The sequence below is a fragment of the Burkholderia sp. BCC1640 genome (assembly GCF_902833125.1).
In the GTDB taxonomy this organism is placed as follows: Bacteria; Pseudomonadota; Gammaproteobacteria; order Burkholderiales; family Burkholderiaceae; genus Burkholderia; species Burkholderia diffusa.
This window is the reverse complement of sequence record NZ_CADFEF010000040.1, coordinates 23,147-45,200: the sequence shown is the minus strand read 5'-3', so window position 1 is coordinate 45,200 and position 22,054 is coordinate 23,147. Positions and strand designations below refer to the sequence as shown.

At 63.0% G+C, this 22,054-nt stretch carries 18 protein-coding genes and 5 pseudogenes; 7 read left to right on the top strand and 16 right to left on the bottom strand.

Annotation, left to right across the window (positions count from 1 at the left end):
- Positions 1 to 252: 252 nt before the first annotated feature.
- Positions 253 to 1,401, top strand: coding sequence for a porin (locus HWX25_RS29965; protein WP_175912111.1), 1,149 nt, complete (start codon positions 253 to 255; stop codon positions 1,399 to 1,401).
- A 59-nt stretch (positions 1,402 to 1,460) separates the two neighbouring features.
- Here the strand turns inward: HWX25_RS29965 and HWX25_RS29960 are convergent, their stop codons facing one another.
- Complete coding sequence (locus HWX25_RS29960) at positions 1,461 to 2,516, bottom strand: porin (protein ID WP_175912110.1); 1,056 nt, start codon at positions 2,514 to 2,516, stop codon at positions 1,461 to 1,463.
- Positions 2,517 to 2,829: 313 nt separating this feature from the next.
- Here HWX25_RS29960 and HWX25_RS29955 point away from each other — a divergent pair, with 313 nt between their 5' ends.
- Complete coding sequence (locus tag HWX25_RS29955) at positions 2,830 to 3,558, top strand: IclR family transcriptional regulator (RefSeq protein ID WP_175912109.1); 729 nt, start codon at positions 2,830 to 2,832, stop codon at positions 3,556 to 3,558.
- Between the two features lie 38 nt (positions 3,559 to 3,596).
- Here the strand turns inward: HWX25_RS29955 and HWX25_RS29950 are convergent, their stop codons facing one another.
- From HWX25_RS29950 to HWX25_RS29910, 9 genes are all read right to left on the bottom strand, one after another.
- Positions 3,597 to 5,048, bottom strand: coding sequence for an NAD-dependent succinate-semialdehyde dehydrogenase (locus HWX25_RS29950; RefSeq protein WP_175912108.1), 1,452 nt, complete (start codon positions 5,046 to 5,048; stop codon positions 3,597 to 3,599).
- A gap of 84 nt (positions 5,049 to 5,132) precedes the next feature.
- Positions 5,133 to 5,465 carry an NIPSNAP family protein gene (locus HWX25_RS29945; RefSeq protein WP_175912107.1) on the bottom strand — a complete coding sequence of 111 codons (333 nt, stop codon included), beginning with the start codon at positions 5,463 to 5,465 and terminating at the stop codon, positions 5,133 to 5,135.
- A complete protein-coding gene (locus HWX25_RS29940) occupies positions 5,455 to 7,086 on the bottom strand; it encodes a bifunctional 3-(3-hydroxy-phenyl)propionate/3-hydroxycinnamic acid hydroxylase (protein WP_175912106.1) in 1,632 nt (543 codons plus the stop codon). Before HWX25_RS29940 ends, HWX25_RS29945 begins: the two co-directional genes overlap by 11 nt.
- 3 nt (positions 7,087 to 7,089) lie before the next feature.
- Positions 7,090 to 7,965: an alpha/beta hydrolase gene (locus HWX25_RS29935; RefSeq protein ID WP_175912105.1), complete on the bottom strand. Its 876-nt coding sequence runs from the start codon at positions 7,963 to 7,965 to the stop codon at positions 7,090 to 7,092.
- Positions 7,966 to 7,992: 27 nt separating this feature from the next.
- A complete protein-coding gene (locus HWX25_RS29930) occupies positions 7,993 to 8,598 on the bottom strand; it encodes an amino acid synthesis family protein (RefSeq protein WP_175912104.1) in 606 nt (201 codons plus the stop codon).
- 49 nt (positions 8,599 to 8,647) lie between these two features.
- Positions 8,648 to 9,163 (bottom strand): VOC family protein, encoded by a 516-nt coding sequence (locus HWX25_RS29925; protein WP_175912102.1) that lies wholly within the window; start codon positions 9,161 to 9,163, stop codon positions 8,648 to 8,650.
- 12 nt (positions 9,164 to 9,175) lie between these two features.
- Positions 9,176 to 10,213 carry a sialidase family protein gene (locus tag HWX25_RS29920; RefSeq protein ID WP_175912100.1) on the bottom strand — a complete coding sequence of 346 codons (1,038 nt, stop codon included), beginning with the start codon at positions 10,211 to 10,213 and terminating at the stop codon, positions 9,176 to 9,178.
- A gap of 15 nt (positions 10,214 to 10,228) precedes the next feature.
- The gene (locus HWX25_RS29915) at positions 10,229 to 11,041 is read right to left on the bottom strand and encodes an SDR family oxidoreductase (RefSeq protein WP_175912098.1); all 813 of its coding nucleotides are present in this window, start codon (positions 11,039 to 11,041) and stop codon (positions 10,229 to 10,231) included.
- 49 nt (positions 11,042 to 11,090) lie between these two features.
- Entirely contained in the window at positions 11,091 to 12,671 is a 1,581-nt protein-coding gene (locus HWX25_RS29910) for an acetolactate synthase large subunit (RefSeq protein WP_175912096.1), read from the bottom strand.
- A gap of 1,111 nt (positions 12,672 to 13,782) precedes the next feature.
- On the opposite strand from HWX25_RS29910, the gene HWX25_RS29905 reads away from it, so the two are divergent.
- The 3 genes and pseudogenes from HWX25_RS29905 to HWX25_RS29895 all read left to right on the top strand — a co-directional run.
- Positions 13,783 to 14,205 (top strand): TerB family tellurite resistance protein, encoded by a 423-nt coding sequence (locus tag HWX25_RS29905; protein WP_175912094.1) that lies wholly within the window; start codon positions 13,783 to 13,785, stop codon positions 14,203 to 14,205.
- 230 nt (positions 14,206 to 14,435) lie between these two features.
- A pseudogene (locus tag HWX25_RS29900) lies at positions 14,436 to 14,951 on the top strand (lipopolysaccharide heptosyltransferase I); the annotation flags it as partial.
- A 166-nt stretch (positions 14,952 to 15,117) separates the two neighbouring features.
- A pseudogene (locus HWX25_RS29895) lies at positions 15,118 to 15,273 on the top strand (integrase core domain-containing protein); the annotation flags it as partial.
- Positions 15,274 to 15,360: 87 nt separating this feature from the next.
- Here the strand turns inward: HWX25_RS29895 and HWX25_RS29890 are convergent.
- Positions 15,361 to 15,615: a hypothetical protein gene (locus tag HWX25_RS29890; protein ID WP_175912088.1), complete on the bottom strand. Its 255-nt coding sequence runs from the start codon at positions 15,613 to 15,615 to the stop codon at positions 15,361 to 15,363.
- Between the two features lie 279 nt (positions 15,616 to 15,894).
- On the opposite strand from HWX25_RS29890, the pseudogene HWX25_RS33560 reads away from it, so the two are divergent.
- Both HWX25_RS33560 and HWX25_RS29885 read left to right on the top strand, forming a co-directional pair.
- Positions 15,895 to 16,335 (top strand): annotated as a pseudogene (locus HWX25_RS33560) (transposase); the annotation flags it as partial.
- Positions 16,336 to 16,361: 26 nt separating this feature from the next.
- The gene (locus HWX25_RS29885) at positions 16,362 to 16,811 is read left to right on the top strand and encodes a hypothetical protein (protein ID WP_175912086.1); all 450 of its coding nucleotides are present in this window, start codon (positions 16,362 to 16,364) and stop codon (positions 16,809 to 16,811) included.
- A gap of 161 nt (positions 16,812 to 16,972) precedes the next feature.
- Here the strand turns inward: HWX25_RS29885 and HWX25_RS29880 are convergent.
- The 5 genes and pseudogenes from HWX25_RS29880 to HWX25_RS29860 all read right to left on the bottom strand — a co-directional run.
- Positions 16,973 to 17,326, bottom strand: a pseudogene (locus tag HWX25_RS29880) (integrase core domain-containing protein); the annotation flags it as partial.
- A gap of 115 nt (positions 17,327 to 17,441) precedes the next feature.
- Positions 17,442 to 17,860: pseudogene (locus HWX25_RS29875) on the bottom strand (diguanylate cyclase); the annotation flags it as partial.
- Between the two features lie 279 nt (positions 17,861 to 18,139).
- Positions 18,140 to 18,364, bottom strand: coding sequence for an AlpA family phage regulatory protein (locus HWX25_RS29870; protein WP_175912113.1), 225 nt, complete (start codon positions 18,362 to 18,364; stop codon positions 18,140 to 18,142).
- A gap of 320 nt (positions 18,365 to 18,684) precedes the next feature.
- Positions 18,685 to 19,977, bottom strand: a complete 1,293-nt coding sequence (locus HWX25_RS29865) for a tyrosine-type recombinase/integrase (RefSeq protein WP_175912082.1) — start codon at positions 19,975 to 19,977, stop codon at positions 18,685 to 18,687.
- 412 nt (positions 19,978 to 20,389) lie between these two features.
- A complete protein-coding gene (locus HWX25_RS29860; RefSeq protein ID WP_175912080.1) occupies positions 20,390 to 21,757 on the bottom strand; it encodes a site-specific integrase in 1,368 nt (455 codons plus the stop codon).
- Positions 21,758 to 22,054 lie beyond the last annotated feature (297 nt).

Genomic DNA, 22,054 nt, shown 5'->3' with positions numbered 1-22,054 from the left:
AGCCCTCGTCACGCCAGAAATCGATTCGCATACGTTCTTCAGGTTGAAGTTGTTGGTACGTTCTCTTTGCCATTCGCGGACATTACCGGATGGCGAGAGTGTTGCACTTCAGATTTGAGGCCGCCCGGTTTCTTTCATTTCAAATATTTCGTTTTACTAACTACTGACGGACCGTTTCGAGCGTCCGGCGCGCCCGCACGCCATCGAAAACGGTACCGCACGGCCCTACCGGCCCTCACCTGGAGATCGACGATGAAGAAGATGATTGCGACCGTATCGGCCGCCGGTGCGATGGGTTTCAGCCTGACGGCACACGCGCAGAGTACCGTGACGCTTTACGGGTTGATCGACGAAGGCGTCAATTTCACGAGCAACGCGGGCGGCAGCAAGGCCTACCAGATGGTCAGCGGCGACACCGTCGGCAGCAACTGGGGGCTGAAAGGCACCGAAGACCTCGGCGGCGGGCTGAGGGCGCTGTTCCAGCTCGAGAACGGCCTCAACGCGAGCACGGGGGCGCTCGGTGTGACGTCCAGGATGTTCGGCCGGCAGGCCTACGTCGGGCTCGATTCCGACCGGTTCGGCACGCTCACGTTCGGCCGCCAGTACGATCCGACGCTCGACATGTGGAGCACGTTCACGGCCACCGGAAACTGGCTCGGCGACTTCGGCGCCCACCCGTACGACAACGACAATGCCGACTGGGACTACCGCATCCAGAACAGCGTCAAGTACGTGTCGCCCACGTACGCCGGCTTCAAGGGCGAAGTGCTCTACGGCCTCGCGAACCAAGCGGGCGGCTTCGCCAGAAACCGTGTGTACAGTGCCGCGGTGCAGTACCAGATGGGCGCGTTCTCCGCCGCCGTCGCGTACCTGAAGGCTAACCACGGCGGCGCGACCGCGAGCGGCGCGTTGTCGAGCGACGATACGGTGTTCAGCGGCCGCTCGCAGCAAAACATCGATGCCGGCGCGTCCTACAAGTTCAGCGACAAGCTGACGCTGTCCGCCGCGTATTCGCACGTCGACGTGACCAGCCCCGAATCGAATCTCTACTTCGCGAACCAGCCGTCGGCGGGCTCGCAGCACGCGTGGAAATTCGACAACTTCGAGGTCAACGGCCAGTATTACTTCCGGCCCGACTTCTGGTTCGGCGCCGCCTATACGTACACGCGCGCGCATGTCGCGACGGCGGCGGGCGATGCATCGCCGAGCTGGCACCAGGTGTCGATGATGCTCGACTACGACCTCAGCAAGCGGACCTCGACTTACATCCAGGCCGCATACCAGCATGCGACCGGCAACACCGGCACCGACTTCGACTTCGCGCACGTGCTCGGCACCGCCGGGCAGTCGTCGGGCCGCAATCAGCTGGCCTTGCGGGTCGGGATGATGCAGCGGTTCTGATGGTGGCGGCACACGGGCCGGCGCGCGGCGTGCGCGGCAGCCCGTGCATTCCCGTACCGTCAGAACTGATGCCGCACGCCGACGCGAACCGCGGTCTGCGTCGAGCCTGCCGCCGCCCCGCCGAGCGCGGCTTCGATCTGGGCGCCGTAGGCGCTGTCGTGCCCGCGTGCGAACACCGCGTACAGGCCGGTACGCTTCGACAGCGAATAGTCGGCGCTCAGCGTGACCTGGTTGGCCGAGCCGACGTCGCCGCCGCGCTGCTGGTACTGGAAACCACCGCCCAGCTGCAACGCTGGCGTGAGCGCATAGGTCAGCCCGCCGTCGTAGGTGGTTGCCCGCAGCGGTGCGGCGGCGCTGATCCGTACGTCCGACACCATGCCGATGATGCGGAACGGGCCGAGGTTGTAGCCGGCCCCGCCCGAGAAGTTGCGAAGATTGCCACCGGAAGTCACGTCGTGCTGGCCGAAATAAGCGAACGCGGCGCTGAACGCGCCCTGCGTGTAGGACAACATCGCGCTCTGCACGCTGCTGCGCGCGACCGTGCCGGGCACGTTGCCGAATCCCCACATGCCGCCGAACGACAGCCCACCGAAGGTCGGACTCACATACTTCACCGCATTGTTCACCTGAACGCCCCACACGCGGTTGTCGAGCGCGCCGCCCGCCGACGCATTCGCCGGCAACCCCCATGCGAGCAGGCCGGCCGGCGTGTTCGCGCCGACCGCGAAGGCCGGCAGCAGATCGCCGACGAAATCGAACTGGCGCCCGAGCGTCACGGTGCCCCAGTCGCCGCCGAGCCCGACGTACGCTTGCGAGCTGAACGCGGAGCCCGGCACGGTTAGCGCGCCGTCCGACGTCTGGAACTGGCTTTCGAGCCGGAACACAGCAAAATTGGCGCCGCCGAAATCCTCCCTGCCCGTCAAGCCCCACACGTCGTTGCGCGCCACGCCCGCCTGCAGCGCGACCTGACGGCCGCCGCGCGGCGCGGACGCCACGTTGCTCGTATAGGTCACGCCGGTGTCCAGCGAACCGTAGAGCGTCACGCTCGATTGCGCGAACGTCGGTGCAACGGCACCGCAACCGCACAATGCCAACATTCGGAACCACACTTTCATCTGCTTCTCCTCATCAAATTTTTCCGGCCGATGCGCTTGCGAACCGACCGGCATGCAGGTGGCATCGATTCGGCATGATTCGCCGCATCAACATAGGATTCCATATCGATTGAAGGCGGCAGGATTCGCCGTTCCGCTGCCGACCTGCGTCCCGCACTTTCGTTGACGCGAATCCGGTAGCCGCGTGCGCGACTTAAGTTAGACTACGGCCCTGTCGTCGCCGCTGCCGCATTCGTGCCGCAGCCCGGCTGCCCGAACCTCTGCCGATCTTCTCGTTCCATTGCCGCAAGCCGCCTGAATCCCGGATCACGCCATGTCGAGCCTCACCAAAATGCTGTCCATCCTCGACGTCTTCTCTTCGTCCGCGACGTCGATGACGGCCGAGGAGATCGCCGAGCTCATGGGCTTTTCGCGGACCACGTGCTACCGCTACGTGAAGGAACTGGCCTCCGTCGGCCTGCTCGTCAGCAGCAACGGCCGCTATACGCTGGGCCCGCGCATCATCCATCTCGACTACAACATGCGGCAGTCGGACCCGACGCTCACCGCCGCGAAACCCGTGATCCAGAAACTGGTTCAGGTCACCGGCGGCGATGCGCTCGTGTCGACGCTGTTCGACGAGCAGATCATCAACGTGATGCACGAAAGCGGCGCCGAGAACCTGCAACTGGGCTTCGGCCGCGGCCGCATCATGCCGCTGTTCCAGGGCGCGTCGTCGAAAGTGATCGTGGCCGCGATGTCGCGCGCGCGCCTGAAACGCCTGCACGACCGGCACAACACAGAACTCGGCGAGTTCGCGTCCGACTGGACGCAGTTCTGGCGCGCCTGCCAGCAGATCGCCGACGCGGGATACTGGATCTCGCGCGGCGAGCTCGACGAAGGCTTCGTCGGCATCGCCGCACCGATTCGCACCGCCAGCAGCGGCGAAATCAACAGCAGCCTGTCGCTGGTCTTTCGCGCCGAACACTTCGCGCTGTTCGACGAGCACGTGCTCGGCAAGCTCCTGATCGACGCCACCGCCCAGATCGGCGCAGCCACCTGAGCATTCGCGCGGCGTCGCAAACGACGCCGCGCACACCGTCAATTCATCTGCGTGATGAATTTGGTGACCAGGTAACCGTCGAACGTCTCCGTGCCTCCCTCGCTGCCGAAACCGCTGTCCTTCACGCCGCCGAACGGGATCTCCGCCGGACCCATCCCGAAGTGATTGATGTTGACCATGCCGGCTTCGAGCGTGCGGCCGATCCGGTGCGCGTTGCGCGCCGAAGCGGTGAACGCGTAAGACGCGAGGCCGAACGGCAAGCGGTTGGCCTCGGCGATCGCATCGTCGAGTTCGTCGAATGGCACGATCCCGACGATCGGGCCGAACGGCTCGTCGTTCATCAGGCGCGACTCGCGCGCCGGGTCCAGCACGACCGTCGGCGCGAAAAAGTGCCCCGGCCCCGGCAAGCGCGTTCCGCCCGCGGCGATCTCCGCGCCTTTTGCCTTTGCATCGGCGACGAATGCGTCGATCTCGGACACGCGTCGCGCATGCGCGAGCGGCCCCATCGTGGTCCCGTCTTCCAGACCGTAGCCGACGCGGATCGTACCGACCGCGTCGAGATACGCGGCGACGAACCGTTCGAACACCGGGAGCTGCACGAAGAACCGCGTCGGCGATACACACACCTGCCCGGCATTGCGAAACTTGTACGCGGCCAGCATCGTCGCGGCGCGTTCGATGTCCGCGTCCGCGCAGACGAGCACCGGCGCATGCCCGCCCAGCTCCATGGTCATGCGCTTCATGTGCGACGCGGCAAGTGCCGCCAATTGCTTGCCGACCGGCACCGAACCGGTGAACGAGATCTTGCGCACCAGCGGCGACTCGATCAGCCGCGTCGACACTTCGCCCGGCACGCCCCAGACGATATTCAGGCAGCCCGCGGGCAACCCGGCATCGTGGAAGATGTGCGCGAGCGCAACTATCGCGCTCGGCGATTCCTCGGGCCCTTTCAGCACCAGCGTGCACCCCGACGCCAACGCGGCCGCGATCTTGTGCATCGCCTGGCTGAACGGGAAATTCCACGGCGAGAACGCCGCGCACACGCCAATCGGTTCCCGCAGCACCGTCTGCGCGACGTCCGGGGAGCGCGCCGGAATGACGCGGCCGTAAGTGCGACGCCCCTCCTCCGCATGCCATTCGAGCTGTTCGGCGGACGACACGACCTCGGCGATCGCCTCGCGCAGCGGCTTGCCCTGGTCCATCGTGATGTGGCGGCCGATGGCTTCGGCACACTCGCGCACGAGCGCTGCGGCACGACGCAGGATGTCCGAGCGCGCGAGCGGCGACTCGCGCCGCCATGCCGCGAATGCGCGATGCGCAGCGTTCACCGCGGCGTCGATATCGTCCGGTGTCGCATGCGGCAATTCGCCGAGCACGGCGCCGGTTCCCGGATCGAGAACGGGCTGCGTGCGCCGGCCGTCGGCCTGCAGGAACCGGCCATCGATATACAGGTGGAGCGGCGCGTAATCGCGTTGCGCATCAGGTGCCATGCGGGAAGTCAGCGGCGTGAACGGAATCAAGACGGATACCTCGGTAGAGACTGCACGATGGGCGCGGACGGTGCGACGATCGCATCACGCGGCCTGGCTCGGCGCACGCAACAGGCCGCCGATTTCCTGCCGGAGAATCTGGTTTTCCTGCCGGACGAGCAGATGCCGGACCTGGCCGCGAAACGCCTTGAACCCGGGGTCGGCCATCAATACGGCACGGCGCCGCGCGCGATCGTCCAGCGAATCGAACGCCCACAGATAGACGAGTTGGTTCAGCGGCCCGACTTCCGTCGCGAAACAGCCGACCATCGTGCCGAGCGCCTGCTCCTGCGCGGCGCGTCCGCATTCCGCATACAGTCGCAGATATTCGGCGACGCCGCCGGGCACCAGCGTATAGGTGCGTTGCTCAACAAACATGCGCTTCCTCCGGTTGCCGCGGCGCGAACGCCTGAAAGGCCGCGGTCACGCGGGCCATGCCCACCGCATCCGTCTGCGCCGCCACGTAGCGATCGGGGCGCACCACCACGAGCGGGCCGGCATGCCGGTCGAACCAGTCCGCCAGCGCGTTGTCGACGTCCTCGACGCACGTGCTGCCGTGGGCGCTGGCCATTCGCCGTTCGCGGCCCGTCCCGCTGCGCGAGCGGCTGACCTGAACGAACGTCGCGCCCAGCGACACCCAGTACGCGCGATCGTCGTCGCTCAGGCACGCCTGCGGATCGCATTGCCAGCCGACGATCGAGAACCACGGGCCAAGCACGTCATCGAGCTTGCGGCGCACGCCGTCGGCCGTTTCGACGTCGGGCTGCGCGATCATCCTGCCGGCTGCGTCGTCCGGCGCCCCCGGCAACACGACGCCCCGCGTGTAGCTCGGCATCGGCTTGAAGCGCATCTGCAGGATGTAGTCCTTCAGGCCCGGCGCATACCGTGCGAGCCCGAGGAAACAATCGCGCAGGAACGCGACGAGCCGGTTGGTCGGCATCAGCATCGCGCCGAACGTGTCCGCGAGGTCGATCATCGCCCTCGCGTGATCGCGCCGCTCCGATTCGTACGTCGAGATCACGCCGGGGTGCAGCACGCCTTTGACGACGCCCGCCAGCTTCCACGCGAGATTGCCCACGTCGCGCAAGCCTGCGTTCAGGCCCTGGCCGATCCACGGCGGGCTCAGATGCGCGGCGTCGCCGACGAGCGCCACGCGGCCGACGACGAAACGTTCGGCGACGCGCGAATGGTGCGTATAGGTCCGGGCGCGCACGATCTCGATGCGCTCGACGTCGTCGACGTACGGCGCGATCAGCGCACGGATCGATTCCGGTCGCGCGATCGCCTCTTCGTCCTCGTGCGGAAACACGAGAAACTCCCAGCGCCGGAAATTGAACGGCAAGTAAATGCAGACGTTCGGGCGGCGCGGGTCGCAGTTCAGCGCCGTGCACGGCTGCTCGAGCCCGGCGTTCTTCACGTCGACCACGACCCATTTGATCGGATGCGTCGTGCCCGCCAGCTTGACACTCAGCAGCTCGCGCATCGGGCTGCGCCCGCCGTCGGCCGCCACCACGTGGTCGGCCTCGAGCAAGTAGCACTGCCCGTCGGCGCGGCGCACCTGCAACGTGACGCGTTCGTCGTCCTGTTCGACGCCGACCACTTCTTCGCTGGTCCGCAGCGACACGTGCGGATAACGGGCCAGCCCGTCGCGCAGCGTGCGCTCGGCCAGTTGCTGCATGAAGATGTTGCGCCGCCACCAGCCGAATTCGCGCATCGACGGGCGGATGTCGGCGAAGCATTCGCCGTTCGCCTTGTACATGCGCAGCGGCACGTTCTGGATGATGTCGCGGCTCAGTTCGTCGGCCAGCCCGGCAGTCTGGAACATCCGCAATGCTTCGTCGTCGATGCCGACCGCGCGCGGAAACTCGACGATCTGCGGCGCCTTCTCGATGATCGTCGTCGCGACGCCATAGAGGCCGAGCAGGTTCGCCATCGCCACACCGTTCGGCCCCGCGCCGACGATCGCGACTGATGTACGTTCCGGATTGTTCGCTTTCATGCGTCAGCCTCCCCTCCGCCACGCCGGATCGTCGAGACGATCGAGCCAGGTGCGCAATGCGTGGTTGAACGCGGCGGGCTGATCGTCATGCACGTAGTGCGTCGCGCCCGGAATATCGAGCCAGTCGATGCCGGCGCTGGCCGCCATTTCGGCCGCCACTTCCGCGGCCAGGAAATCCGATTCGCCGCCGCGCAACAGCAGCGTCGGCACCTGCAGGTTGAGGACCAGCGGCCACAGATGGACGAGTTGCTCCGGCGTCGCGGCCAGCCGCGCCGCCGCGATCCCGTCGGCGTCGTGCCGCCACACGATCCGCCCCTGCGCCGCCTCTTTCAGCGAGTGCGCGAGGCGTGAATCGAGCGCGGATTCCGCGATATTCGGCCGCTGGTGTCGCCAGAACGCGCGCGCGTCGTCCCACGACGCGAACGCGTCCGGCGTTTCCTTCAGCTCGCGCTTGATGCGCTCCGAACCCCGCGAACCGGCCGACGCGCCGGGGCCCATGTCCTCGATCACGAGGCCAGCGAGCCGTTCCGGTTGCGCCGCCGCGTAGACGAACGCATTGGCGCCGCCCATCGAGTGCCCGACCAGCACGAATCGCTGCAGGCCGAGCGTGCGCACCAGCGCGTCGAGATCGCGCACGTAGGCCGCCGCGTAATAGTCGCGCCGCGGATCCCAGTCGCTCCAGCCGCGCCCGCGCTGGTCGAGCGCGACGACCCGGTAGCGGTCGACCAGCGCGTCGGCCACGGGCTCCCACGTCCGCGCATAACTGCGCAAGCCGTGCAGCATCACCACGACCGGTGCATCGTCGCGCCCCCAGCTCACGTAGTGCAGCCGCAGCCCGTCGCTGTCGACCCATCCATCCTTGACGGACGCCGTATTCATCATGTGCTCCCCGGCCCGCATCCGCGCTCAGACCAGACCGTCGCGGCCGACGATCTCGCTCGCCTTCAGGCCGCCGAGCCGCGCATGCAGGCGGCCGCGCGTCGCGAACGCGAAGATCACCAGCACTTCGTCGTCGTTGGGCGCATCGGGGAACAGGCACGTCACCGTGTCGTAGTGCGAGCGCACGTAGAGCGCGTCCTTGTGCGCGAGCGGCACGTCGATCACCGTGTTGACCGGGCCGCGCTTGCCGCTCGACGGCACCCACGACTTGCCGCCACCCAGCGCCGCACGGATCGGCTCCGCGAAGATCGACGTGAGGAACGCGTTGCCGTGTTCGTACTCGCCGGCCGAGCCGACCAGGCACGCCTTGCCGTAGCTCTCGATCGCGCGGCCCGCAGCGAGTTCCTCGATGCGCCGCGCGAACTCCTTGCCGAGCGCCGGCGACGGCCGCACGAGCTCGTCGAGGTTTTCGCTGAAGCGCCCCGCGTACGGGTTATGGACGGCCGCGGCGATCACGATCTTGCGCAGCGGCTCGCCGTCCGCGAGCTGGCCGGATTCGTTCGCGAGCGAATCCTCGATCTGCGTGTACCACTTGCGGATATGAAAGCCTTCGAAATTTGCGATCTTTCTCATCAGGAATCCTCTATGAAATATCGGTTAAGCGGGAATGAAAGACGGCGCCTCAGTCGAACAGCGGATCGAGCTGCACGGGATCGCTCGGCGCGTTGTACCGGTGCAGCACGCGCTTGCCTTCTTCGTCGTCCGTGACGGTTTCGCTAAAGAACTCGAGGCGGTTGCCGTCCGGATCCGTGAAATACACGCCGATCCCGACCTTGTGATCGGTGATCTTGATGATCGGCACTTGGCGGCGGATCAGCATGCCGTACAGGCGGCGCAACTCGGTCAGGCCGCCGGCGATTTCGAGGCCGTAGTGCTGCAGGCCGATCGTGCCGAGCTCCGCGTCGGACGCCGCGCGAATCAGCGCGATGTCATGGTGCTTCTGGCCGAAGGACATGAACACCCACTGCTCGCCGCGCGCGGTTTCCGTCATGCCGAGCACCTCGGCGTACCAGGTGCTCGAGCGCACGGGATCGCGCACGAACAGCGACAGGTGGGTGCGCTGCACGTGCGGCGTCGGCAGCGGCAGCCCGCTTGCGTTCGCGCGCTCGGCGTGTTGCTGGATGTCGGACGGTGTCATCGTTCGCTCCGCTCAATTGGTCGACTGCGCGTGGGCGACGAGCGGCGCTTCGAACGGCGTCCACGCGACGGCCGTGATCTCGCTGAAATCGCGCCATTCCTTGCTCCAGTTCCGGCCGCCGTCGCGCGAACAGAACAGGTGCCCGTACTTGGTGCCCGCATAGACGAGCTCCGGCCGGGCCGCATGGACGCCGAACGCCCAGAACGTGGAATTCGGCGGCGTCTGCAGATCCGTCTCGTGCCACGCGTAGCCGCGATCGGTTGAGCGGTAGATGCGGCTGCGGGTGCCCGGCGTGCCGTCGCCGATCGCCATCAGCAGGTCGCCTTCCGGCGTCGGCAGCTGCACGACCGTACGCGTGTAGTACAGCCCGTCGAAGCGATCGCGCGACAGCTTGCTGCCCCACGTCTGGCCGTCGTCGTCGCTCACGTGCACCGCGTTCACCGTCAGCAGTACCGTGGTCTTCGGCCGGTCCGGCGTGGCGGACAGCACGGCGATCGCATGAATGTCGCTGTTGCGGATTGCCGTGCCGGGGCCGTCCACGCGCGTCCAGCTCGCGCCGGCATCGCGGCTGCGCCATGCGCCGCCCTCCTCCACGCCGTACCAGACGTTGCGGGTGTCGTCCGGATCCACGCAGATCGTCAGCAGCCTCGGGCGATTGACGCCCGAGCAGAACTCGGGGAACTCGGGGGCCGTTCTCTCCCAAGTCACGCCCGCGTCGCTCGACTTGTACAGCGCGGCGCGCGACGGTGCGCCGGTGCCCGCATAGAGCACCGCCGGGTTCGCCGGATCGATCGCGATGGACCAGACCGTCTGCCCGTTCAGCAGGTTGTCGGGCCGAAACCAGTGCGCGCCGCCGTCCTCGCTGATGGACAGCCCCGAATCGGCGCCGGCATAGACGCGCGACGGTGTCGCGGGGTCCACCGCGAGCGCGCGCACGATGCCGTCGAACTCGATCGGTTCGGCGAGCCCGAGGCGATGCCAGGTCTTGCCGTCGTCGTTCGAGCGCAGGATTCCTTGCCCGGCCGTGGCGACCAGTACGGTTGCGGTCATGAAATGCTCCTTGTGTCAGAGAAAAATGCCGCGCGTGAGCCCACCGTCGCAGCCGATCGACTCGCCGGTGATCGAGGCGGATTTCGGCGACGCGAGAAACGCGACGATCCACCCCATTTCTTCCGGCTGCAGCACGCGCCGGATCGGCGTGACCTTCACGTAGTTCGCCTCGACCTCCGCGGCCGTGAGCCCCTGCTTCTGCGCCTCTTTCTCGTAGAGTTCGTGGATGTGCGGCGTCTCGACGACGCCCGGGTGAATCGTGTTGACCGTGATGCCGAACGGGCCGAGCTGGTCGGACAGCGTCTTGGTCAGGTGCACGATCGCCACGTTGCGCATGCCGGACAGCTGCTTGCTGCCGCGGCCCGTCAGGCCGCCGATATTGACGATCCGGCCGAAGCCGTGGCGCCGCATGTAGGGCGCGGCCGCCTTCGCGCAACGCAGGTAGCCGACCACCTTGATATCGATGTCCTGCAGCAGCCCCTGCGGGTCGGCGTGTTCTAGCTCCGCCCGCACGAGGCCGCCCGGATGCGCGGCGCCGTTCAGCAGGATGTCGAGCCGGCCGAAGCGCTCGACGCTCGCGGCCATCGCCGCTTCGACGGACGCCATGTCGGTCGTGTCCACCGTGACGGGCAGAATGGCCCCGGCCGCGTTGCCCAGCGGCGCGAGCGCCGCGCGAATCTCGGCGGCGGCCGCTTCGAGGTGTTCCATGCGTCGCGCGGCAATCGTGACGTTGACGCCTTCGCGGGCCAGCTCGAGCGCGACCGCCTTGCCGATGCCCATGCTGCCGCCGGTGATGAACGCGGCTTTTCCGTGGAGTTGCAGATCCATAGCGATGAAAGGTGAGAGTCGGGATTGAAGGGAACAGCGGGTTGCGCGATCAGGACAGGCACATTTCGATGAGCCTCGGCCCGTCGGCGTGGGCGAGCGCGGCATCGAGCGCTTGCGACAACGCTTGCACGGTGCTCGCGCGCTCGGCTGGCACGCCGTAGCCGCGCGACAGCGCGAGCCAGTCGATCGGCGGATCGTCCAGCAGCGTCAGGCGGCTGGCATGCGGCGTGTCGGCCGGCAGGCCGCTGCGCGCGAGTTCGGTCTGCAGGATGCCGTAGCGCCGGTTCGATGCGATCAGCATGACGATCGGCAAACGCTCGCGCGCCATCGTCCACAGCGCCTGGATCGTGTACTGCGCGCTGCCGTCGGACTGCAGCGCGAATACGCGGCGTTCCGGGCACGCGACCGCGGCGCCGAGCGCCACCGGCAAGCCCTGGCCGATCGCGCCGCCCGTATTCGTGAGGATCGTGTGACGGCGCGCGCGCGCCGACGCGGTCACGAACGGATAACCGCACGTGCCGCCCTCGATCGACACGATCGCGTCGTCGGGCAATGCATTCGCCAGCACGCGGCCGACGGCCTGCGGTGTCAACGGCCCTTCCTCCACATCCCAACGCTCGACCCGCACGCCGCCTGCGTTGCCCGGTGCGCCGATACGATCGGCCAGCGCTTCCAGTGCTTCGTCCGCCGCGTCGCCCGGTTCGGCCAGTGTGACGATGTCCTCGGGACGCGCGAGTTCGCCCGGAATGCCTTCGTAGCCGAAGTAGGTGACGGGTGCGAGCGCGCCCGCCAGCACCACGCGCCGGTCGGCCAGCGCGGCCAGCGCCGGCTCGGGGAAATAAGGCAGGCGGTCGATGTCCGGCAGGCCGCCGCCGCGCTCCGCGTGCGCCGGGAAGGTTTCGCTGAAGCAGGTCGCGCCGGTCGCCGCCGCGATGCGCGCCGCCGCGCGCTGCCCGCGCGCCGACAGCGCGCGGCCGCCCATCAACAGCACCGCGCGATGGACACTGAGCAGCAGATCGGCGACCCGCTCGACCCGTGCGCGATCGAACGACACCGCGGCCGGGCGAACGACGGCGGGCGACGCCGCGTCGTGCACCTTCGCCGACTGCAGATCGACCGGCAGCACGAGCGTCGCGACGCCGCGCTGCGCGCCCATCGCGGCAGAGATCGCGTCGGCCGTATCGGTTGCGAGATCCATGTCGCGCGCCACGCTGCGGTACCACACCGACACCGGGCGCGCGAGTGACTCGATATCGGACGTGAGCGGCGCGTCGTACTTCAGGTGGTCGCGGGTGTGATCGCCGACGATGTTCAGGATCGGCGTGCGGGCGCGGCGCGCGTTGTGCAGGTTGGCGACGCCGTTCGCGTGGCCGGGCCCGAGATGCAGCAGCGTCATCGCCGGTTTGCCGGCCATGCGGCCGTAGCCGTCCGCGGCGCCCGTGCAAACGCCCTCGAACAGCCCGAGGATCGAGCGCACGCCCGCCACGGTGTCGAGCGCGCCGACGAACGGCATCTCGGTGGTGCCGGGATTGGCGAAACAGACGTCGACGCCGGCGTCGCGCGCCGTCTCGAGCACGACGCTCGCGCCGCTTCGTGTTCCGGTATCGGTGTCCAACTGTGGGATGTTCATGCGGCCGCTCGACGGTTTGAATGAAGTGAAGTTGACTTTAGTCCCGTCATGCGGGATTTGTCAAATCCATCAAACCGCAACCCCCATCCCAGATAGACTAACGTTTACCCTTTATTTATGCCGAATTTTCAATAATCTCCTGCCCTCAACAACTTCCAACTTGCATTCAGCATGATGCACATATCCCACAATTCGGAATCTTTTAGCAATTCCGCTCCGACGCTCATCGTGCAACAGCTCGCTGCCGCAACCCCGGCACCCGTAGATCAAAATAAAGTTTTCACCGTTTGCGAAGGTAAATTGCCACGTCACGGGGCGGCATTGTCCGCAAGTGGGGAAACTTTGGAAGAATAATGGGGTCACTTGCCGCGCACTAGAGTCGTCACCAGGCGCGACATCGCGAAGGCCTATGTCAACGCCCCAATAGCGCCGTATCGGGCAACCAGCCATTTCGACAACGACGAACACGGAGAAGGCTTGGTGACTCGAGTGCTGCTCGCGCCTGGCTAACCAGAGGCGTGGCCCACTCCACTGGCACTTCTCCCAAGCGGTCTCGACGAATTGTTTCTAGACTGGTAGACCGCGCCGTGGAAGATGAGCCCGCTAGGATATGTCTGAGCGATCCTTGCAGTGGGCGATGCGCTCATCGAACGTATGTGGCGCAACACAGCGCTGTTCGCGAGCCACGATTCAAACCTGCAGCAAGAGGCCTGCGGCGCTTAGTTCCTGATTACCAAGAACCTCAGGGATTCGGGCGTGACAGGAGAATTTGGACAACGCCAAGTCACTCCAAGCGACGCATCTTACGAGGGATGCACGTCCAACTTCCGCGCTCGTTCCGCCTTTCGCCCGCTCCATTCCCCACGGACATCGATGAGCGGAGGTTGTCGCTGCAGCTGGCCCTGTAACGCTACCAGTCACTTCTGGTCCGCCTTGTTTCCGCGTGGGGTTCGCCATCAAGGCTTGGGCTCGAATCCTTCTCGAAGCCAACCGTATCACTTCAGTTTTCACGAAGCTTTCGTACAAAATTAACTAATTTTTCCGATCGTCCAGACCCTCGAAACTGTCAATTCTTCAACTACGCGGAATGATTCCGCAAAGGAACGACAGAATGAGAACCCGCCCCCGCGACAGCGCCCAGACGGCCGTACGCATCGTTGCGCTGGTGCTAATTGCGGACGGACACATCGATCCCAGCGATGAACGGCTTCTAGAGGAGCTCGAGATCAATTGCAGACTCGGGATCGAGTCGACCGAATTTGCACAAATTATCCAGACCGTATGTGAGAACCGGGAGGTCGGCCATGTTTCGTCGAGCACGATGTCCGGCCATCTCAATCAAGCTACGCTCGAGACGCTGCTCGCGGAAATCCACGATCCCGATCTGCGGGTGAGGATCATCGAGATGTGCCTAGCCGTCGCGTCAGCGGACGGACACCTCGCTGACGGTGAAATCAGTGTGCTAGCGATCATTTTGACTGCGTGGACGCCGCAAACACTGAACTTCGCGCTGGAAGAACGCAGCTTCGCGTAGACACGAACTCGTTAAACCGGGCCAGAGCCGACCGATGGGGCCAACAACATCGTGCCAGCTACACTAACGCGCGAAACCTGTCCCGACGTCAAACGGTCCCGTCGGGGTCGGAATCGCCCTGCGCTCGCCCGGCCCAGCGAGCGACAACATCATCGGCGGCGTTCTGACCTCGCGGACGGCGAGTTCAATGTATCCATTATGTGACACAGCCCGCAAAAATTATGATTGCAATGAAGCGCATTTTGATCGTGAAAGTGACGTCGCCAGTCGTCGCGGACCTCCATCGTGCTTTTCCGGGCGTGACGGTCGATTGGGCAGTGGGCGAGTCGTGCGCGGAGGTCGTGCGCTGGCACCTGGGCGTGAGCCACGTGCTCTGCGCGCCGCTGCGCCGTTTCAAGAAGCTGCGCAATCGCGGCAACCTGAAGGCGATCTCGGCGTCGATAGGCGCACGGCGGAGGCACCGCTACGATGCGGTGATCGACCTGCACGGCGCCTACACGAGCGCGATCATTTCGGCTCTGGCGCGCGCCACGCGCCGCATCTGCTATCAGACGAAGGATCTCGGCGAAACGGGCGCACGCTTCGCGTATTCGCACCGGTTCGGCCCACGGCCTGACTGCGACGCGTGGCACGGGACACGCGTGAGCGCGGGCGAGGCGCTCGGCTACGCGCCCGAGGGCGTCGCCACGTACTGCATCTTCTCGCCGCAGGACGTGGACCTGCTGGCGACCGTGACCGACGGCTCTGCGACACCGCGGCCGGCCGGTTGGGCGAATCCACCGATGTGATGCAAGTTGATGCCAGTGCAATAACCCGCTCGATAGACCCCGATGGATCCGTATCGCGCGCATAGAAACTGGACGCACGGGCACATGTATGGCGTTCGAGCACACGGCAATGCCAAGCGCGGGCTACCTGAAGGCCTACGAGTCGGTCAGCCATGCCCGGCGCTCCATCGGTGATTACATCGAGTTGTACCATCGGAAACGGCCCCATTCGAGCCTGGCGGATCAGACGCCGGATGAGGCATACTTCGCGATGCTGCCTGCGATTAAGTCGGCAGCATGACTGCCTCGGACGTTCCACTTAAAAATCTCAGAAACCTATCCGAACGAGTGAGGTCACCATCTGGATGATGGCATCGGGCTGATAGGTTCACAGGCAGCTTTCAACGTATTGATTGCAGACAGTGTCTCCCGCCAGATACAGCGTCTTTTCTGCGGGATGCTTGAAGACAACAGCACTCGCCTGACCCAGCAGATCGCCAATAGCGTGAATCGCTTCGTCCGACCCGTGCTGACCGGGTGTCTTAATGGGCGTGAGTCCGCTGAACGACGTGTTGTCCGTGAGCACGCGGACATCCGTGAATCCCGAAGCCTTCACGATGTCGGCATCTTGATCATGCTGCACAAATACCGGAAGACCCTTTTTGGGATCAGGGACTTGGCCGCATCATTCCAGCGATCGAGATGAGTATGAGTAACGATCACGGCGTCAACATCGAAAATGCGGTCGAGGGGCACGGGCAACTCGACAGTCGGCCATTTCAGATGGCTATTTGCCGTGCCTTCGAATCCAGGGTGAGTGGCCTTTGCCGCGAGGGGTAATCGTCCTTTTAGTGCATGTATGGACCCGGCGCCTCCCTTCGGGGGACACTGACGCACTCACCCAGACGTGCGGAAGTTCATCATGGAAATCGACGTTCTCGGCATCGATCTTGCAAAGCAGACCTTCCAGCTCCACGGCGCGGATTGTTGAGGCCGTGTCGTGCATCGATCGAAGGTCTCACGGAGCTTCTTCTCCGAAACCGCGCGCACATTGAACTCCAAAATGGTTGTCATGGAAGCATGCACGACTGCCCATCACTGGGCGAGGTGTTTGCAGTCGATCGGACCGAAGTTCGGCAAATCAGTCCGCAATATGCTGTACCGTTCGTCAAGACAAGTAAGAACGATCGCAACGATGCAGAGGCGGTAGTCGAAGCTGCCAGCCGACCCACGATGCGCTTCATGCCGGAAATCGGTCGAGCAACAGGCCATCCAGGCGGTACACTGCATGCACGCTTTTCTACCGCGCCACCGAATCGCGCTGATCAACCCGATACGTGGCCTGCTCGGCGAGCGCCCCGTTCGAACTATCCGCTTAGAGGATCAAAAATGAACCAAGCGCTGGCTGAGGTCCTGCTACTAGCGTCCATGGTCGTGAACGCGACGCTCTTGATTTTCATTGCTGGCGTGCTTCGGCATGTCATGAACGACATGGACGCAGCGACCTTCAAAGACTTCGTAGGATCCCTGGTACGACACTCAACCAAATCGCCGTTCATGATCATTGCCCTGAACGTCCCGCTGATCGGCGCTATTCCCTATTACTACTTTTATGGATTTGGAAATCGCTGGATCAGCGCAGGACTCGCGCTATGGCTGGCAGGTGGACTCATATCAAAACTCGTCAAGCTCCCGATTTACAAAAGCATAAGGGCAGCCGAACGTGACGATGACGTTCACTTACGAGAGCAACGCCGAAGATTGAATGCCGGAAACCTGCTGCAAGCAGCATTGAATTCACTAGCTGCAGCTATGATGATCGTTTCATGGTTCAAATGAGCGGCGGACTTCTGTAATTTGAAACACTGGAGGTGGTGTTTCCGTCTCCTGGATCAAATTCGGGATCCTGTACGCCGGACGTTGCTGCGCATCCCATCGAGATGGTGGCCTCGCTCGTTCGGACAGGTTTCTGAGATTTTTAAGTGGAACATCCGCGGCAGTCATGCTGCCGATTTAATCGCAGGCAGCGTCGCGAAGTATGCTTCATCCGGCGTTTGATCAGCCAGGCTTGAATGGGGCCGTTTCCGGTTGTACAGGTCAATGTAATCGCCGATGGAATGCCGGGCATGGCTGACCGACTCGTATGCCTTCAGATGGACCTCCTCGTACTTGATGCTGCGCCAGACTCGCTCGACGAACACGTTGTCGCGCCAGCTTCCCTTGCCGTCCATCGACAGCCGCACGCCCCGGCTCAGCATCGCCTCGGTGAACGCGCCCGCCGTGAACTGGCTACCCTGATCGGTGTTCACGATGTCCGGCAGTCCGTAGCGGGCGAACGCTTCTTCCAGCAACTCGGCGGCGCGCGTGGCTTGGCAGTGGATAGCGACTGCCGTTTGCGCTAGCGATGCCACGCGTGTCAATGCCCGGCACCTGCCGCCGCCCACACGTCGGGACCGGGTTCACATTCAACTGGTAAGTCGCAGCTTTACTAATGTTGCGGCCGATGATGCGCACGTAGTATGGATGACGCATCTCAATGATGTCGTCATTTCCGATCAGCGACATCGAGCCATACTGCCCGAGCGACAGACCGGCAAACAGCTGACGGAAATACTCGAGGTTGATCGCAATGAGCGCGATTCAGGCAAACGAGCCGTCTGGGTTTGAAACTCTTCGCGTGAGCGCGATGCTGAGCGATCCGCCACGCAGTGCAACGCAAACGGGTTGCTGATATAGAGTCCTACGCTTGGGTTGTCACGATGCACGGTGAAGTACTTGCGATCCGAGAAATTGTCTTGACGCGGCACGTCGTTGGCAGAATCCAGAATGATGTTGCCGCCCGCATCAAGCACAAGCATTGAGCCAAGGTATTCAGTTGTCATCGCGTGGCCCCCAAACCTTGCCGAGATGGAATTTCAGGCGGCCGTCAAACCGATCACCGATTACGCTATATACATGCTCGACCACCAAGGAACCATCGCGATGTGGAACGCCGGAGCCTAGCAAATCAACGGCTATCGTGCAGACGAGACCTCCATTTTTTCATGTTTGTACCCAGCCAAAGCAATATCAGTGACTCGACCGATGAGAAGCCTTGAGGCGAAGGCCAGCACCACTGATGGAGGTGAGGGCTGGCACAGAATGGCTCACGCAGCCAGGCGATCGGCTTAAGGAGCTGGCCGCTTCCTAACACCGGAATTCTCAGGCGGCAGCAGGTCGGCAACCGGACGAGCGTCAGCCCACTTCTGAACTTCATGTGTGAGCCATCCTACCCTCCGGCCTGATAGTAATCGCGGCTTAGGGAAGGCATTCTCGCGTACGAGTTTCTGTACAGTCGCCGGTGATAGCGAGAGCGCCGCGACTACTTCCTTCAAAGAGAAACAGATCTTCATCTCGACTTCACCTTTCATCTGTTCCCGTCGACTCCTTTTCCGCAGAGAGGCATTGCGAACATGAACAACCGGGGAGTCAATGAAATTTCGAGAGCACTTCGTACTTGCGATCGAACACGTACATTCGAATTTAGTAGGAATTTGCCGAACGGGGCAAGCGCACTACTAGGAACAACATTCCGTTTGGCGGTGCACCGATCGGAAGACGGATTTCCTCGAAGTTCCAAAGCAATCCTTTCCCAAAAGAAGTTGAATCAAAAATCCTTACCGAGCTGTCCTCTGCGGTCGATCTTTCTTATTTGAAGCTCAATGAAGTTCGATCAAGCAGCACCGGCGATTTGCTTCTTCGCAGGATACGTCGCCGCGATCGCTTCGAGACGATGTGATAGCTGCGTGAGCCATTCGCGCCGTTCCTTGTCATAGGTATGACGGTTATAGATGCCGATGATTCCAGGCTGTACATGCCCGAGGACGACCTCGGCGATATCATTTGGGCATCCCAGCGTCGCAAGCAACGTCCGCGTTGTGCGTCGAAGGTCATGAGCTGACCAATGCGTGACGGGTAAACGCAGCCGCTCATGCTTCGGCGCGATCTTGCAATATGGCTGATGATAGTAGACGCCGTGCTGGACCACGGTTTGGTCCATCGATGATCCGCGCGACGATTCAAACAGAAAGGCTCCCTTGGCCTGATCGAGACGTCGTCGCACAACGACCTCAGCACGCCCTATGAGCGGCACGCGTAGATCTGTCGCTCTCTCGTTATGCAATCCCTTAGTCTTTTCCTTCGGAATGGTCCACCAGAAACCGTCGTCTTCCTCTGTTATCTCGGTACGCTCCATAGCGACAATTTCGCCGCCCCGCGTACCGGTCCAAAGATAGAGCGTCAACGCATCAGCGACAGTCAAACTGAAGTTCGGCATCCATCGGATCAATGTGCCGAGTTCGTCCGGCGAGAGCACCCGCTTCTGTGTCCCCGTGTATTTCCCCTCGACCTTGCGCCCTTTGCTCTTCAATCGCCCCCGCAGCACTTCCCGCCACCAGTTCGGCGTATTTTCGGGAAGGCGCCCGGCATCAAGCGCGTAGTGCCAGGCACAGCCAAGCTCCATACGAAGGCGCGCCGCAAGCATAGGCGTTGACCGATACGAGTCGAGTAAGTCGAATGCCTGGGCGCGTGTGATAGCCGCTGCGCTCACATCTGCAATAGGCCCCAACATCGCCTTGAATATACGTGCGACCTCAACCGCTCCCTTGGTCTTCCGATTTACTTCTACATACCCTTCGAGATAGTCGCGACACACCTGTCCGACTGAGTAGTCGGCCGGTGACGGGCGAGCAATCGCTTTATCTCGCTTTCGGCGAAGCGCTGAAAGCTCAGTGCCAGAATCGCGTTCGACACGACTCTTTTCCCACGCTGCGATTGCGGCGGCAAACGCCATCGCCGGCCATTCGCCGAGCTTTACCTGTCGCATGTGGCCGTCGACCGGCGACTTGTAACGATACGTCCACGACTTGCGGCTCGTCGACGCCTGGAGGCGTAACCCCGGAAACCCCTCAAAGGTCAGGTGCTCGCCACTCGGCAGCTTGGCCGCGACACGTGCATCGAACCGCATTCTTCCCTCGGCGTAGGTTTTCTCGAGAGAAGCATACTCGGCGTAGGTTTTCTGCGCTACATCACATAAACCTACGCCGATGCGACAAGTTTAGGCACGCGTAGGCAAGCGCCAATGCGCTAACCGAGGCACCACGCGACGCGGAATAGTCATTAAAATTCAATGACTTATGGATGCAGTCGGATCAGTTCGGACGAGCGGGGACAAGTCCGAAATTTCCGCTATTCGTTTTCTTCGAAGTAATGATGTGCACCAAGGTAGCAGACTACAACCATCGCTCGCAGAGACCCACCAGGTAACCCCCGCAGTTGCAGAGTTTTCCACACGCGGGGAGCAGGTCAATGTAACCCTGATAATTCTTATTGTTAAGGTTACGTATTCCCTCTTCTCTCTGCAGGGAAACGCTCCCAAATTACGGCGCGAACAGAAACCGTACGTTTTCCGTACTCGTGCCAAGCAATTCTGACAGACGGGCGCCCCATCGCCGCCATGCGTCGCGCATCTGCACATCGTAGTCGAACTGCAGATAAATCCGATCAAGCGGATCGTTGCGCGCGTGGTTCAGGCATCGATGCACGATGCTTTCCGGGATACCGAGCGACTGCATCATGGTCCCGCACGTCCGGCGCAGGTCATGACATTTCCATTGGCCTCCCGGGACAGTGAGCGCATCGGTTGCCCTTGTACGGCCTTCTGTCGGTGCATCCTTTGGGCGTTGCCGGTCACGGATCGCCCCGCAGGCCGTATGAATACTGACGTGGGGCAGCTTGCCATTTTCCGACGGAAACACGTATTCGCAGCGTGCATCGCCTTCGGGTATGCCGGCGCGCACGATCTGCTGCGCTGCAAACTGTGCGAGAACGAAATCGGACAGTTGAATCGTGATCGCCGCGCTCGACTTCGTCTGTTCCTTTGGAATCGTCCATGTCCGTGCTTTGAAGTCAAGGTCGGTCCAACGCGTCAGGAGCGTTTCGCCGACGCGTGTTCCACACGCGAGCATCACCCATACCGCCGACACAATAGAACGTGGAAGCCGCGCGGCCGGAATCAGTTCACCGAGTAACCGGATTTCGTCGTCCGTGAGCGTCCGGTTGCGCTCATTGCCGCGCACCGGGTCGTAATCACCTGAAACGACATCCTCTTTCGCAAGCGCGAGCACATCACAATCGATAAGCAAGCGCTTCCACGGCTGGTTACGTTCACCCCATCGAATCATTTGCTTGATCGTTATCAACATCTCGACCGCTTGGCGGTTGTGTCCCACATCGGAAATCGCGGTAGGCAGCGGCAGAACGTTCGACGCAAACACGCCTGCGATCCTGTGTGCACGGAGAGACGGCAGCACATGTTTTTCCATCGCCCCTCGAAGCGACTTTCCGCCATCCTTTCGGCCTTTCTTGCCACGCTTCTTGTTGATGGTCGCGAACCACGCATCGAATAAGTCGCCGAACGTGAGGTCCGCCATCGCCGCTTTTTCAACCTTGGCCTGGCGTTCACGCTTCTTCACTTCGAGATAGTCCACACCGTCACGCGCTTGTGAACGAATCGTCGCCGCTGCGACGCGTGCATCCTCGAGGGACAACTGCGCGTCCGTCGTCGAGCGTGCCCACGCCTTGCCGAGCGGCTTGTCGAACTGCCTGCCATTGATGCTGACGCGAACAAACCAGGTCTTCCCGCCGGCCGGACCGACGCGCAGGAACAGTCCACGCCCATCCGACAGGAAATACCGCTTTCCAGTCGCCCTCGCAGCTTCGATTTGCCTGACCGTCAGTGCACCCATGATCACCCTCCTTTGCTTGCGTCATCAGGTCGGCTCGCGCATCCTAAGCAGAGCCTACCCCACGCCACGAACACTAAAAAGACACTAAAAAGTTGCGGCTCGTGCGGGATTTCCGCGGAAGTGGGCGGACCACCAATTTCCCGAAAACCCTTGTCAGACGGGGCTCTGACGGGTTTCTGCGGAACTGACCGGAACACCCGGAAAGTAATCACAATTCCTTTAACTTTCCGTGAGGACTTCGACACCGGCCGCTGTCTACGATAGGCGCATGTTTTCAGGACCTGCTTCCAGGAGCCC

Bases quoted from the DNA above. Each gene is read 5' to 3' on its own strand.
- HWX25_RS29945 (WP_175912107.1), bottom strand. From the start codon at position 5,465: ATGTTTGTTGAGCAACGCACCTATACGCTGGTGCCCGGCGGCGTCGCC.
- HWX25_RS29960 (WP_175912110.1), bottom strand. From the start codon at position 2,516: ATGAAAGTGTGGTTCCGAATGTTGGCATTGTGCGGTTGCGGTGCCGTT.
- HWX25_RS29865 (WP_175912082.1), bottom strand. From the start codon at position 19,977: ATGCGGTTCGATGCACGTGTCGCGGCCAAGCTGCCGAGTGGCGAGCAC.
- HWX25_RS29915 (WP_175912098.1), bottom strand. From the start codon at position 11,041: ATGGATCTGCAACTCCACGGAAAAGCCGCGTTCATCACCGGCGGCAGC.
- HWX25_RS29930 (WP_175912104.1), bottom strand. From the start codon at position 8,598: ATGAGAAAGATCGCAAATTTCGAAGGCTTTCATATCCGCAAGTGGTAC.
- HWX25_RS29920 (WP_175912100.1), bottom strand. From the start codon at position 10,213: ATGACCGCAACCGTACTGGTCGCCACGGCCGGGCAAGGAATCCTGCGC.
- HWX25_RS29860 (WP_175912080.1), bottom strand. From the start codon at position 21,757: ATGGGTGCACTGACGGTCAGGCAAATCGAAGCTGCGAGGGCGACTGGA.
- HWX25_RS29940 (WP_175912106.1), bottom strand. From the start codon at position 7,086: ATGAAAGCGAACAATCCGGAACGTACATCAGTCGCGATCGTCGGCGCG.
- HWX25_RS29910 (WP_175912096.1), bottom strand. From the start codon at position 12,671: ATGAACATCCCACAGTTGGACACCGATACCGGAACACGAAGCGGCGCG.
- HWX25_RS29885 (WP_175912086.1), top strand. From the start codon at position 16,362: ATGAACCAAGCGCTGGCTGAGGTCCTGCTACTAGCGTCCATGGTCGTG.
- HWX25_RS29965 (WP_175912111.1), top strand. From the start codon at position 253: ATGAAGAAGATGATTGCGACCGTATCGGCCGCCGGTGCGATGGGTTTC.
- HWX25_RS29870 (WP_175912113.1), bottom strand. From the start codon at position 18,364: ATGAAGATCTGTTTCTCTTTGAAGGAAGTAGTCGCGGCGCTCTCGCTA.
- HWX25_RS29905 (WP_175912094.1), top strand. From the start codon at position 13,783: ATGAGAACCCGCCCCCGCGACAGCGCCCAGACGGCCGTACGCATCGTT.
- HWX25_RS29925 (WP_175912102.1), bottom strand. From the start codon at position 9,163: ATGACACCGTCCGACATCCAGCAACACGCCGAGCGCGCGAACGCAAGC.
- HWX25_RS29935 (WP_175912105.1), bottom strand. From the start codon at position 7,965: ATGAATACGGCGTCCGTCAAGGATGGATGGGTCGACAGCGACGGGCTG.
- HWX25_RS29955 (WP_175912109.1), top strand. From the start codon at position 2,830: ATGTCGAGCCTCACCAAAATGCTGTCCATCCTCGACGTCTTCTCTTCG.
- HWX25_RS29950 (WP_175912108.1), bottom strand. From the start codon at position 5,048: ATGGCACCTGATGCGCAACGCGATTACGCGCCGCTCCACCTGTATATC.